This window comes from Streptomyces sp. NPDC055140 (assembly GCF_053607285.1).
Genome location: NZ_JBSGTG010000021.1, coordinates 66,229 through 79,452, shown reverse-complemented (window position 1 = coordinate 79,452; position 13,224 = coordinate 66,229). Strand labels below are relative to the sequence as shown.

The window sequence follows — 13,224 nt, the reverse complement described above, 5'->3', positions numbered from 1 at the left end:
CCTCGCCCCTCAGCCGATCACCATCGTCAGCACGGCCCCGCGTCGCGAGGCCTGCGAGGACTGTCCGCGGGCGGCCGGATCCAGTGCGGTGGAGTGGGTTCCGCTGCAGGTGTCCGAGGCCGGCATCCGTGAGTTCGGCGAGGACTTCTGGGCGGACATCCTCGCGAACCCGGCGCTGGAAATGCTGCGCTCTGCCGTGCCTGAACCGTCGCCGCGTGACGTGGCGGCTGACCGCGTCACGCGGCGGAACCCCCGTGCTCTCTCAGCCGGTGTGGAGGGTCCGGAAGCGATCGGGTGCTGCCGGATCCCGGTCAACGACTTGCACCGGCGTCCAAGCCCATTGCCAGACGCTGATGCCTGGCGTGCGGGAGAACTGCATCTGTCCGCGGGTGCCTTCGACGGCAACGCGCGGCCAGGATTCGGCGATGCGCGCCCGGTCCGCGCCGTGAGAACGCAGCACGTCGGCGAGGACGGTGACCGTGTCGTAGCCCTCGAAGGCGACGAAGGAGGGCGCTTCGCCCAGCCGCTCACGCAGAGCTGTCTCGACTCGTGCGCCGAGGGGGCTGAGGCGCTCGGGCAGGTAGCGCAGGAACGGGATCGCGGTGCCGTCGTCGCCCAGCAACTTCGCCCATTCGGTGAACTCCGGTTGCCCGGCCGGGGCACCGATCAAGATCTCGGCGAGGCGCTGGTCGCGGCGGACGGACTTGACGACCGACACCGCCGGCTCCGGGTGGCCGGCCAGAAGGAGGAGGGCTGTCGCGCCATTCCCGACGAGTTCGTCGCACACAGCCGCGGGGTCGAGCTCGCCCATGTCGAGTTCGATGACGGTGCCACCGCGTGCAGCGAAGAAGTCCCGCAGAACGCGGGTCCCGGATGCCCAGTAGACACTCGGCTGCGCCGCTACGGCGATGCGACTGTGGCCCGCGCCGAGGAGGAAGTCCGCGTAGATCTGCCAGCCACGGGACTGCGGTGGGGCGAGCCGCGCGACCCATTCTGTCGGCTGGTCGGTGAGCGCGTCGAGAACCGCTGACGAGCAGAGGAACGGCAGGCCGAGGGCGTCGGCCCTGGCAGCAGCGGCGCGGGCGACGACGCTGTGATATTCGCCCGCCAGGGCGGTCACGCCCATGCGAACCAATTCATCGACGGCAGCCGCGGCCCTCTGCGGATCGGCTGCGGTGTCCCGGACCACCAGCTCGAGTGGTCGTCCGCCGATCCCGCCGGCGTCATTGACTTCGCGAACGGCCAACTCGAGTCCAGCGAGCAAGTGCTGGCCCGCCTCGACCCAGCCGGGCCGAGTCAGCGGCGCGAGGGCGCCGATCCGGACGGATGATCCGTCAGTCCGCTCCGCGGCAAGTGGCGATGGTGGCGTATTCATGTGCTGGCGTCTCCTGAGTACGAGGCGGTGGCACTTTGCCCGGATCGTCGGATCGCAGAGTGATCACCAGTGGCGCCGAGAGTAGCCGAGCCGAGACCGGACACCTTCGACGCCCCATCTGCGTACGGGCCGACCCCTGGCTCTCCCCGGGGAATCTCCGTCAGCGGAACTGAGTTGCCAACTGTTGCAACGATGACAACAGGTGGGCCGTGGTCCGCCGCAGGGAGGGAGCGGGACCCGATGAGTCTTCGTCAGTACGAGTACGCCCTGGCTATTGCCGAGGCGGGCTCGGTGACAGCGGCGGCGGAGCTGCTGCACGTCGCTCAACCATCGGTGTCCCAGCAGATCCGCGGCCTGGAGCGGGAACTCGGCGTGGAGCTGTTCGCCCGCACACCGACCGGACTGGTGCCCACCGTGGTCGGCCGCGCGTTCCTGCGGGAGGCGGAGGTCGCGGTGAGCGCGTCGCGGCGGGCGAGGGCGACGGCGCGAGCCGGTGCCGATGAGCTGGTGGGCGAGCTGGTCGTCGCGGTGCAGATGGGCTTCGGCACGCGGCAGCTGCCGGGCGCCCTCGGCGCGCTGCGGCGCCGCTTCCCGCGGCTGGAGGTCACCGTCTTCGAGGAGCCGAGCTCCGCCGAACTGGAACGGCTGTGCCGCCGGGGCGTCCTTGACCTCGCCCTGATGGCGGCGTGCGAGCGGAGCCCCGCCGACGCGCACCATCTCGGCGACGAGGAGTTCGTCGTGGTGCTTGCCGCCGGGCACCGGCAGCTTGGCGCGAACCGGGTCGGGCTGAGCGAACTGGAGGGGGAGCCGTGGGTGAGGTTCGACCGCGACAGCGCGCTCGACGGCGTGCTCCTGAACGTGCTGCGGAACAACGATCTGACCCCGACCACGGCCGCCCGCGTGTCCCAGACGGCGACGGCCGTGCGCTGGGCCGCCCAGGGGCTGGGGGTGACGCTCGTCCCGGCCTCCGCGGTGCCCCATGGTCACGAGCACCTCGTTCGCCCGGTGTTCCCCGTCGTGTCCCAGCCCGTCATCGCCGTGGTCCGGCCAGGCGCCGGGCCGGCGGAGACGGCCCTGCTCGAACTCCTGCGTAAGGAGACCTGGTCCGAAGTCGCTTCCCTCTCACCGGTGTCCTGACGGGCGAGAAGGAAGCGGGCGCCGCTGAACCCCTTTTGTCGGAGCCGGCGTTCCGGAATTCCGTCGGCGTCAACCCCTGGGGAATTCGCCGCCGTCCACGACGATATTGCTCCCGGTCAGCCAGCTCGCTCGGCCGGACACGAGGAACAGCACGGCGTGGGCGATGTCCTCGGGCTCACCATCGCGCCCCAGCGGCACGGTGGGGGTGTCGTTCTGGCCCGGCGCCAGGTCCAGGCGCGCCCACTGCTCCCGTGTTCGTTCGCCGCCGGGGGTGGCGACTCTGCCGGGGGTCACGGTGTTGACCCGGATTCCGAACGGGGCCTGTTCCAACGCCAGTCCCCGGCTGTAGTTCTCCAGCGCCGCCTTCGCCGCCGTGTAGTGCAGGAACGGTGCTACCGGAGTGAGGACAGCGGCCGAGGAGACGTGCACGATCATTCCCGAACGCCGTTCCCGCATCCCCGGCACCAGCAGAGAGTCGAGCCGCACCGACGCCAGGTAGTTCAGGTCCAGCGCGTCCTGCCACTCCTCGTCCGGGATGGCCGCGCTGCCCTCGTGCGGTCGCGCCCCACCCGCGTTGTGGACCAGGACGTCCACCCCGCCGAGCACCTCCTGCGCGGCTTCGGCGAGCGCCTGCGCTCCAGCCCGTGTCCGTACGTCGGCCTCCACGAAGGTGGCTCCCTCCGGCACCGTGCTCGTCGCCGTCCTGGCGGTCGTGACCACCTCGGCGCCCGCGTCCAGGAGTTGGCGCACGACGGCCGCTCCGATGCCGCTGGAACCGCCCGTGACCAGGGCTCGCTTTCCCGCGAGTTCTCGCGTTCCCGACCCGTTCTCGATCGTGGTCATGCCACCGGTCCTCTCTATTGCGTGTTCGTCCGCTCGACGGAAGAAGGATCGATGCGCAGAGGGCGAATTCTCGGAGAAATCGCGGTGAGCACCTCATCGAGCTGTTTCACGGTAGGTCCGGAAAAGAGCGAGAGGCAAAGACGAAATATCAGAAGGTGCTATAGGGAACGCCTATGGCATCCCGGCCCCGGACACCGGGTGCCTGGCCTGCGGCGAAGTGCTGGTCCCGTACTTGCTTGAGTCGGCGCCGAACGGGCAGCCGCAGCCTCCGACGACGGCTCGCCGCCCCGGAGGTAGGGGCGGCGAGCCGTCGGTCGGTCGATCCCGTCAGTGGTGGTTGCCGTAGCCACCGGCGTGGTCACCACCGCTGTGGTGGTCGTCGCCGACGATCGTCCACGGTCGCATCAGGTCGTCGTCTTCGTGTTCGAGGATGTGGCAGTGCTGGACGTACGTCGCCGGCAGCTCGGTGCCGCTTCCCGGTAGCCCCGCGATCCTTTCCGTCGGCGGGTCGAATTCATTGATGACGATTCTGGTCACCGTCTCCGGATAGGACTTGACCGTGTCCTTGCGGGACAGTGCTTCATCCGGGTCCGGCGGAATCGGGGGACCGGTGAGATAGTTCGCCAACACCGGCCTGTCCTTCGGTTTACGGCCACCGTCAATCCACTTTTCGTATTGTTCCTGGTAGCCGGCCGCGTCGATCGGCTGCCTGTTCAACACCTGGAAGTTGACGAGGTGGACATGCATCGGGTGGGCGTCGTGGTTGGGATTGATGTACTCCCAGATCTCGGTCGAGCCCGCCTTGATGAAGTCCTCGGACGGCTCCATGAACGGCACCGCGTTGAACGTCATGGTGGTGAAGAGCTTGTGCTGGTACAGAACCCATTCCCGCCGGCGGGTGTGCGCCTTCACCTCGATGGGGGCGGCCGTCGGCAGCTCGAGCTTCTTGGGCGGCGTTGTCCTGTCTCGGCCTCCGGACAACGTTTTTTTGACACGGAATTCCATGATTTCCGAGATTTCCGGTCCGCCGCCGCCGGGGTAGTGCACGGGCGCGTTGTAGTTGGTCAGCTTGACCTTCGTGCCCACGGGCATGTGGGTGAAGTCGACGATCAGGTCGTACCGCTCGGCCGGCGAGATCAGGAAGTTCAGCATCTGCAACGGGGCGCGGAGGCCGCCGTCGGTGCCGATCAGCCAGAACGGCAGGACGGGCTGGGGCAGTACGTCCTCGGGAACGTCGAACCTCAGGCGCCAGAAGCGCTCGTTCGAAGCGTTGAGAACGCGCAGCCGGTAGCGTCGCTGCTCGACCTCCAGGTAGGGATACGCCTTCCCGTTGACGACCGGGGTGTCCTCGCCTTCCCGCAAGGTCATGGTGTAGGCGAGCGAGCCGTCCGGGTGGAAGGTCCGGTCCTGCAGGATGAGGGGGACCTCGAATTCGCCTTGCGGCAGTCCGAGCCGATCGTCGGCGGGGTCGCCGACGCGGTAGAGACCGGCAAGGCCCGCGTAGACGTTGACGCTGGTCATTCCCATGCCGTGGTCGTGATACCAGAGCATGCACGAATGGTCGTGGTTGGTGTAGGCGCAGATCGACTCGTTGGGTTCGACCTGGTTCGGGAACAGGCCGCTGTAGGGCTCGGCGCGGACGCCGTCCGGGCTGAACGACTGCAGCGGCATGCCGTCGGACTGTGGCGCGGTGAAACCACCGTGCTGGTGTACGACGTTCCACACGTTGACATTCGCGGGAAACGGCTGCATGGGCTTGTAGGGGGGTGGAGGGGTCGGGGTGAGCTGGGGGTCCCCTTTGCGGATTTTGTCGATCACGAACTGGAACAGATGGGTGGTCGGCAGTTCGTTGCGGTACTTGACGACCGTCGGGTGGTCCCTGGTCACGCTGAGGGTCGGCCCCAGGTAGCCCATGCCGATCGGGTTGCGAGGGTCGTGCGGGTTCGCGGCCCAGTAGCCCCACACCTTGGCCGGCCCGAGCTCCTGGTGGAATTGCCACGTGCCCGGCCGCATCGTGATGTCGTAGTAGTCGGCGCCCGGATAGACGGAGGGATCCGAGATGGCGGTCCTCGGGATGGGCAGCGGGTCAAGGTACTTCGTCAGCTTGGGGGTGTGCGGAATCGGCGTGTTCGCAGACGCTGACCCATGACCGTGACCGTCGGATGCATACGCCTGCCCGCCCGCACCCCGTGGGAGCATGGCCGCACCGCCCATGGCACCGGCCATGAGGAATCTCCGTCGCCCAACCATCGTCTTCAGCCTTTCGTCGCCTCGCGTGACGTTGAAGAGATACAGGGCTGGTCAGGGTCGTGAATGCAGCGCGCCGGTCCGGTTCGGGAAAGGCACTCATTTGAGCCGATCTCGGTGGTAATTCGGAAGATATCGGTATCGGAATCGAATTATTACCACCAATCTGAAAGCGCGTTCCGCCGCTTTTCTGTGCGCGAATAGCCCCTGTTGTGCACATTCAATACTGCGGCGCTTTCGGGGCGCGGAGATGAGTGCTGAGCGCCGCGCCGACAGCCTCGGGCTGCTCGACCGCGAGATGCCCGATGGCGCATGCCTCCAGGGTGGCATCGGCGATCCCGTCCGCGAGTTCCCGGGCGTGATCGAGCGGGGTGGCGATGTCGAGGGAGCCGCCGACAACGAGAGTGGGAGCGGTGATGCGTGCCAGGTCGGATCGCAGGTCGTAGGCGGCGAGTGCGTCGCAGCAGGCGGCGTAGCCGACCGGATCGGTTTCGGCGAGGTCCCGCAACAGAGCGCGCCCGAGAGGGGTTTCGGCCGTCCTCGGATCGCCGAACCAGCGGCCCGGGCTGGCGGCCCGACCGGTTGGACCATCTCTTCGAGCTCGGCCATGCCCTCGAGGCAGCCGCACCCGCGCGGCGGGCGGGCTGATCGCCAGGTACGGAGGGCACATGACTGGGAGTGGCTGTCGAAAGCGGGCACTCAGCGGATGCCGCGGATCCGGTACCCGCCCACCAGGGCGGCGATGCTCAGGGCTGCGACAGCCAGCAGGTAATAACTCGGCGAGATCTGCGAGCCGGTGGCTGTGACCAGTGCAGCGGCGATCGTGGGGGCGAACCCGCCGAAGATGGCGACCGTCGTGTTGTAACTGAACGCCAGCCCGGTCGCGCGGGCCTCTGCCGGGAACGCGTCGGACATCACCGACGGCAGCGCGCCGAAGTACGTGGCCTTGAGTACGCCCAGGACCGTCATGCACAGTGCGAGGGTCAGGAAGGACGGTGATGTGGTCAGCCAGAGGAACAGCGGGATGGCGCACACCCCGATCAACGCCGCGGCCGGGATCATGATCTTCAATCGGCCGAACCGGTCCGCGAGCAGGCCCACGACCGGGGTGCCGAGGGTCAGGATGACACCGGTGATGAGCAGCGCGGCGAACGACAGTGAGTCGTCCACCCCGAGGTCCTTGATGGCGAAGGTGGGCATGTACTGCAGGAGGAAGTTGAGTGCGGTCGAGACCACCATGGCTCCGCCCGCGATCAGCAGCCCGCCCCAGTGGTCCCGGAACACCGACCGGACCGGTGAGGGCTTCTCGTCGCGGTTCTCCGACGCGCTCGCCCGAGTCGTAGCCGGCGGCTCTTCGGCGTAGCGGCGGATGAGGTAGCCGGCCGGGCCGACCAGGAGGCCGAACACGAACGGCACCCGCCAGCCCCAGGAGGTCATCTGCTCCTCGGACAGCGTCGCTGTCAGCCCCGTGGCGAACCCGGAGGCCATCAGCGTCGCGAGCCCCTGACTGGCGAACTGGAAACTGCCGAGGAAGCTCTTGCGCTTGTCGTTCTGCTCTACCAGGAACGAGGTGGCGGCGCCGAACTCGCCGCCGGCTCCGAAGCCCTGGATCAGTCGCGCGATCACGACTCCCACGGGCGCGACGAAGCCGAGCGTCGAGTAGCCCGGCATGAAAGCGATCATGAAGGTGCCGAGGACCATCAGCCAGATCGTCAGCATCAGGGCCTTCTTGCGCCCGTGCCGGTCGGCGTACGAGCCGATCAGCAGCCCGCTGACGGGCCGGATCAGATACGTCACGCCGAACACCGCGTACGCCTCGACCAGTTGGACGCCTGGATTGTCGGCGGGGAAGAACGTCCGGCCGATGTAGACCGCCATCAGGGCGTAGACCGCGAGGTCGAACCACTCGAGTGCGTTGCCTATGGTCGCCGCCGCGACCGCTCGCTTGGTGGACACCTGTCTCGGGGGTGGGGGTGCGTCGGTCGAGTTCCCTTGCGGGGTGTGCTGACGCGAGATGGCCGTCATCGCGGGGTTCCTTCCGGTGGGCGCAGGGCGGGTGGGCGTCAGGCGGAGTGGTCGGCGGGGACAGGGTGGTCGAGCCCGGCGGGTGCTGGGAGCGGACGGTCGGCCGAGGGATTGCCGAGGGCATGGAACAAGGTGGCTGCCAGGACGATGCCTTCGCGGGCGATCGCGGAGAGCATGTGTTCGTCGGGCGCGTGCTGGAGGCACCCCGGGTACGAGTGCGGCAGCCACAGGGTCGGCAGGCCGAGGATGTCCGTGAAGACGTGGTTGGGCAGGGAGCCGCCGATGTTCGGGAGGACGGCGACGGGTTTGTCGGTGACCTGTTCGAGTGCTCCCTTGGCCCAGAGCAGCCACGGGTCGTCCAGTGCCGTACGGCTGGCGGCGAAGCTGCCGAGGACGGTCACGTCGACCATCGGGTATCCGTGGTCGGTGAGATGCTCGGTGACGATCTCTCGGGCTCGGCTCACATCGGTGCCCGCGACGTACCGCAGTTGCAGGACGGCGCGTGCGCGGCCGGGGATCGCGTTGACGGGACGGTCGATGTCGGCCGAACCCAGTGACAGGACCTCAAGGGTGTTCCAGCCGTAGAGCCGCTCGGCGGCGGTCAGCGTCGTGTCACCCCAGCCCTCGTCCGGAGCGGGATCACCGGGGCTGCTCGCGACCACGACATCGCTGAGTGCCTCGCGAACGGCGGCCGGGAGTTCGGACGGCAGCAGCGCGGGTACCTGGATACGGCCGTGTCCGTCGACCAGGCTCGCGATCGCGCCGGCCAAGGTGGTGGCGGGATTGCGGATGACACCACCCCAGTTGCCCGAGTGGTACGCGTCGGGCCGCAGGTCGACATCGAGCATGATGCCCACACCTCCGCGCGACCCGAGGAACAGCGTCGGCGTCGTGGCATCCAGACGTGGACCGTCCGAGGCGATCAGGACATCGGCCCGCAGCTCTGCGCGGTGTGCGGCGGCGAATTCTGCGAGTCCGGGCGAGCCCACCTCCTCGCCGGTCTCGAACAGGAAGGTCAGGTTGAAGCCGAGCGACCCCTGCTCGGCGAGCAGCAGCCGCAGTGCCGCGATGTTGGCAAGGTGCTGCCCCTTGTTGTCGGCTGACCCGCGGCCGTACCACCGGTCGCCCTCCGCGGTCAGGGTCCACGGATCCCGGCCTTCGCTCCACCGGCCGGCCTGGCCGTCCACCACGTCCGCGTGGCCGTAGCACAGCAGTGTCGGGAGTTCGGGGGACTCGACGCGTGTGCCGACGAGGAACGGGCCGCCGGAGGAGTCCGGATTGACGTACTCGGTGACAGAGCAACCGAGTTCGGTCAGGTCCGGTACGAGAACCTCATCCAGGTATGCCTTAATGGCAACGCGGCCTTCAGGCCGGCTGCTCTCGGTGGGGTAGGCGACCATCGCGCTCAGGTCGGTGAAGTAGGCGCCCGAGTCGACGTACTCCTCGGCCTTCTCGACCAGGCTTTTGGGGATCACTGAAGCTTCTCCTGATGGTGGCAGCAGTTGTGGGTGATGTGCTGGCTCAGGAGCGTAGGGCGGTTTCCGGGCGGCGACTATTGCCGTTTGTGGCACCCTGCGTTCTATTCTTGGCAAACCGGCGTCCACGTCAGAGGGCGCCACCCAGCTATCCCGGAGGCACGATGCAGCTCATGCCGGTGAGCCTCGCGTACTTTCTCGAGGTCGCCCGGACGGGATCGGTGACCGAGGCCGCCCAGAAGCTGCAGGTTGCTCCCTCCGCGGTCAGCAGGCAGATCGTTAAGCTCGAGTCCGGGACGGGAGTGGCTCTCTTCGTCCGACATCCCCGAGGGATGACGATGACCGACGCGGGATCCCGGCTCCTGGCTCACGCCCGCCGCAGCGAAGCCGAATCCACCGCGCTCGTCAACGAGTTGAGGACCGGACGTGGGGCCGATGTCCACCACATCAACGTGGTCTGCTCGGAGGGATTCGGGCGTCGCATCCTGCCGCGCGCGATGGCGGCCTTCCGACGGGACCACCCTGAGGTGACCTTCCGGCTCGACGTCGTACCCCGCCAGGAGGCAACCCGCCGCGTGGTCGAGGGCATCGCCGACGTAGCGGCCACCTACACGATGGGTCCGCAACACGACGTACGAGTGGAATGCGCCGTCGTGATACCCGTGGCCGCCGTCGTGCCTCTGGACCACGAACTGGCCGGGCGGGATCGGATCAGCCTGGCGGAACTGTGCGAATATCCCCTCGGTATCGGTTCGGTCGGGACCAGCCAGCGCGAACTCTTCGATATCGGTGTGCAGTTGGAGGGCCTGACGGCCCGTCCGGCACTGGTGTGTGACGGACTTGCTCCGCAGTATGAATTCGTCCGCTCCGGAGGCGGCGTCGCACTCGTCGGCGACCTCGGCGACCTGCACCAGGACTCGGCGACGGAGGGGGTCACCCATGTACGCGTCGACCACCCGGTCTTCCGCCAGCGCGAGGCGCAAGTGCAGACCATGCTGGGCCGACGGCTGCCGTGGGCGGCAATGGAGTTCACCGCATTGCTGGTGTCGCTCTTGGACCCGCCGAAGCCGCGAGGCTGATCGCGGGCCGGCGTCCGCGAGCCCGCGACGCCGTGTCGGTGGAGGCCGAGGCCGATCCGCCGGTGAGCAGTGGGTGGATCTACGGCTACGAAGCCGATCGGTCTGCCACCGTGTGAACGGAGACTACGCCGAACGAGCAGGAGGAGCCGCTCCATGTCCGCGCCGCAGAACGCAGCAGATACCGCAGGACATCCCGAAGGTCATTCCGACGGCCGTTCCGCAGCCCGACCCGAAGGCCATTCCGAAGGCGGTTCCGGAGGCCGCATCGTCGTGCCGCAGCAACAGCGCCAGGTCGAGGACGAATTGATCGATGCGGTCCTGGCGTCGTTCCGTGACACACCCGACCCGCGCCTCAAGGAGCTGATGCAGTCACTGGTCCGGCACCTGCACGGGTTCATCCGTGACGTGCGACTGACGGAGGCGGAATGGCAGCAGGCCGTCGCCTTCCTCACCGCGGCCGGGCACATCACCACCGACCGGCGTCAGGAGTTCGTGCTCCTGTCCGACGTGCTCGGGGCCTCCATGCAGACCATCAACGTCAACCATGAGGCCGCCGGGAGCGCGACCGAGGCGACGGTGGTCGGCCCGTTCTTCGTGGACGGCGCTCCGGAGATCCCCATCGGCGGCGACCTGGCGGGCGGAGCCCCGGGAGAGCCCTGCTGGGTCGAGGGCACCGTCACCGACGCCGACGGAAAACCGGTCGCGCGAGCCCGACTCGACGTATGGGAAGCCGATGAGGACGGCCTCTACGACGTGCAGTACGGGCCGGACCGCACGGCGGGCCGCGGACATCTCTTCACCGATGACCAAGGACGTTACGCGTTCTGGGGACTCACCCCCACCCCGTATCCGATCCCGTACGACGGGCCGGTCGGTGAACTCCTGGAGAAGACCGGACGCTCCCCACTGCGCGCCTCCCACCTGCACTTCAAGGCGACCGCCCCCGGCCACCGCGCCGTGATCACTCACATCTTCGTCGAAGGCGACCAACTGCTCACGCAGGACGCTGTGTTCGGCGTCAAGGACTCCCTCGTCAAGAGGTTCGACCGGCAGCCACCCGGCACACCGGCCCCCGACGGCCGTACTCTCACCGACCTGAGCTGGACCCGCGTCCGCTTCGACATCGTGCTGCGGCGCGCGTGACGCGACCGTCGGAGCAGGAATCAGAGCAGGAACCGGAGCGTGAAGGAGACCGGCCCATGCGATTCGAGCACGAGACGCTGCCACAGCGCGTCCACTTCGCCTCCGGCGACGCACGCGCGGCCGTGCGCACCGAGGTCGAACGGCTCGGCGGCACCCGCGTGATGGTCATCGCGACGACCCGCGACGTCGAAGGTGCCAAGTCGGTCACGTCGGACGCCCCGGTGGTCGCGCACCACGACGACGTGGCGATGCACGTCCCACTCGCCACGGCCGAACGGGCCCGGGCGGCAGCGGCCCGGCACGATGCGGACGTGCTGGTCTGCGTCGGCGGCGGCTCGACGACCGGCCTGGCCAAGGCCGTCGCGCTCACGTCGGGGCTGCCGATCGTGGCCGTCCCGACCACATACGCGGGGTCGGAGGCGACCAGCGTCTGGGGGCTCACCGAGGGCGGCCGCAAGACGACGGGCGTGAACGCCCGCGTGCTGCCGCGCGCGATTGTCTACGACGCGACGCTCACCCTCACGCTTCCCGTGCCGATGAGCGTCGCATCCGGCCTCAACGCCCTTGCCCACTGCGTCGATTCGATGTGGGCCCCGCGCACCGACCCGGTCGACCAGACACTGGCCGGGGAAGGCATCCGCGCGCTCGCCGCCGGACTTCCCCCGGTCGTCGCCGACCCCTCCGCCATCGAGGGCCGCGAGCAGATGCTGTACGGGGCGTACCTGTCGGCGGTCGCGTTCTCGTCGGCGGGGTCGGGCCTGCACCACAAGATCTGCCATGTACTCGGCGGCCGCTACGACCTGCCGCACGCCCAGACGCACGCCGTCGTCCTGCCGTACGTGCTCGCCTTCAACGCCCCCGCCGCACCGCACGCCGAGCGCAGGATCGCGGAGGCCTTCGGCACGGGCTCGGCGCTCGAGGGGCTGCAGCGGCTGCGCCGGGCCGTGGACGCGCCGACGGCATTGCGGGACTACGGCCTCGCCGAACCGGACATCGACGACGCGGTGCCGGCGATCCTCGAGGCGGCCCCGGCAGACAATCCCCGTCCGGTCACGGCCGACGGCGTACGAGGCTTGCTGCGCGCGGCGTGGGAGGGCGCGGATCCGGCGACGGCGGGTGTGTGGCCTTGGTGAAGAGATACAGGCGCCCCTGAGTGACCGTGAGTTTCCGACCCGTGGTCACCCATGGCGATCCGTGTCCTGGTCGCCGACGACAGCGAGACTGTCCGCCGGGGACTGAGCGAGTTCTTTCCTCCGCAGACGTCATCCCTGGCGAACTTCTGACAGAGCTCACCGGGCGCAACCGCCGAGGGCGGACCCGGAATCCGAAACACGTGGTGGACGGCCGACTCGACTGCTCGATCAGCCTCCGAGGGTTCTACCGTCTCACCCCAGAGTCCGCCGGGGAGTTGGCGCACTTCGCACACAAAAACGCTCCGTAAAGGGTCTTGGGAATCAGAGGTCATTCCCATCCAGAGGTGATACGGCCGATGGTGTGGTGACAGTCCGCCCGATCGCAGTCCTGGCAAGATGGCGGCATGGAACGTGTGCTTGGTATTGGTGGGTATTTCATGCGGGCCGACGACCCAGCGGCCCTGAGCGCGTGGTATCGCGAGTGCCTCGGCCTGGACGCCGATGACAACGGCCTGTGGCGTCAGGGAGCCGGGCCCACGGTGTTCGCGGCGTTCGAGTCCGGCACCGACTACTTCGGGTCCCGCGATCAGCAGACCATGCTCAACTTCCGGGTCCGCGACCTGGATGCGATGCTCGCGCAGTTGCGCGCCAAGGGAGCGGACGTGGCCGAGGAGACGCAGGACATGGAGGGTGTCGGTCGGTTCGGCTGGGTCACCGATCCTGAGGGCCATCGGGTCGAGCTGTGGCAGCCGGCCTGACCACGTCTT

Annotated in this window: 11 protein-coding genes; 5 read left to right on the top strand and 6 right to left on the bottom strand. The window is 68.4% G+C overall.

Annotated elements, in window-relative coordinates; genetic code table 11:
- Window positions 1-262: 262 nt before the first annotated feature.
- Window positions 263-1,375, bottom strand: a complete 1,113-nt coding sequence (locus tag ACWFR4_RS33015) for an ABC transporter substrate-binding protein (RefSeq protein ID WP_453655792.1) — start codon at window positions 1,373-1,375, stop codon at window positions 263-265.
- Between the two features lie 240 nt (window positions 1,376-1,615).
- On the opposite strand from ACWFR4_RS33015, the gene ACWFR4_RS33010 reads away from it, so the two are divergent.
- On the top strand, window positions 1,616-2,512 hold the full coding sequence (locus ACWFR4_RS33010) for a LysR family transcriptional regulator (protein ID WP_453655791.1): 897 nt from the start codon (window positions 1,616-1,618) through the stop codon (window positions 2,510-2,512).
- A 69-nt stretch (window positions 2,513-2,581) separates the two neighbouring features.
- On the opposite strand, the gene ACWFR4_RS33005 is transcribed toward ACWFR4_RS33010, so the two are convergent.
- The 5 genes from ACWFR4_RS33005 to ACWFR4_RS32985 all read right to left on the bottom strand — a co-directional run bounded on the left by ACWFR4_RS33005 (window position 2,582) and on the right by ACWFR4_RS32985 (window position 9,102).
- Window positions 2,582-3,355 (bottom strand): SDR family oxidoreductase, encoded by a 774-nt coding sequence (locus ACWFR4_RS33005; protein ID WP_453655790.1) that lies wholly within the window; start codon window positions 3,353-3,355, stop codon window positions 2,582-2,584.
- A 327-nt stretch (window positions 3,356-3,682) separates the two neighbouring features.
- Complete coding sequence (locus tag ACWFR4_RS33000; RefSeq protein WP_453655789.1) at window positions 3,683-5,581, bottom strand: multicopper oxidase family protein; 1,899 nt, start codon at window positions 5,579-5,581, stop codon at window positions 3,683-3,685.
- A 241-nt stretch (window positions 5,582-5,822) separates the two neighbouring features.
- Window positions 5,823-6,110 (bottom strand): alpha/beta hydrolase, encoded by a 288-nt coding sequence (locus ACWFR4_RS32995; RefSeq protein ID WP_453655788.1) that lies wholly within the window; start codon window positions 6,108-6,110, stop codon window positions 5,823-5,825.
- Between the two features lie 191 nt (window positions 6,111-6,301).
- The gene (locus ACWFR4_RS32990) at window positions 6,302-7,627 is read right to left on the bottom strand and encodes an MFS transporter (protein ID WP_453655787.1); all 1,326 of its coding nucleotides are present in this window, start codon (window positions 7,625-7,627) and stop codon (window positions 6,302-6,304) included.
- 38 nt (window positions 7,628-7,665) lie between these two features.
- Entirely contained in the window at window positions 7,666-9,102 is a 1,437-nt protein-coding gene (locus ACWFR4_RS32985) for a M20 family metallopeptidase (protein ID WP_453655786.1), read from the bottom strand.
- 164 nt (window positions 9,103-9,266) lie between these two features.
- On the opposite strand from ACWFR4_RS32985, the gene ACWFR4_RS32980 reads away from it, so the two are divergent.
- From ACWFR4_RS32980 to ACWFR4_RS32965, 4 genes are all read left to right on the top strand, one after another.
- Window positions 9,267-10,181, top strand: a complete 915-nt coding sequence (locus ACWFR4_RS32980; RefSeq protein ID WP_453655785.1) for a LysR family transcriptional regulator — start codon at window positions 9,267-9,269, stop codon at window positions 10,179-10,181.
- A 270-nt stretch (window positions 10,182-10,451) separates the two neighbouring features.
- Window positions 10,452-11,324: a dioxygenase family protein gene (locus ACWFR4_RS32975; protein ID WP_453655784.1), complete on the top strand. Its 873-nt coding sequence runs from the start codon at window positions 10,452-10,454 to the stop codon at window positions 11,322-11,324.
- A 56-nt stretch (window positions 11,325-11,380) separates the two neighbouring features.
- Window positions 11,381-12,457 (top strand): maleylacetate reductase, encoded by a 1,077-nt coding sequence (locus ACWFR4_RS32970; RefSeq protein ID WP_453655783.1) that lies wholly within the window; start codon window positions 11,381-11,383, stop codon window positions 12,455-12,457.
- A 404-nt stretch (window positions 12,458-12,861) separates the two neighbouring features.
- Complete coding sequence (locus tag ACWFR4_RS32965; RefSeq protein ID WP_453655782.1) at window positions 12,862-13,215, top strand: VOC family protein; 354 nt, start codon at window positions 12,862-12,864, stop codon at window positions 13,213-13,215.
- Window positions 13,216-13,224 lie beyond the last annotated feature (9 nt).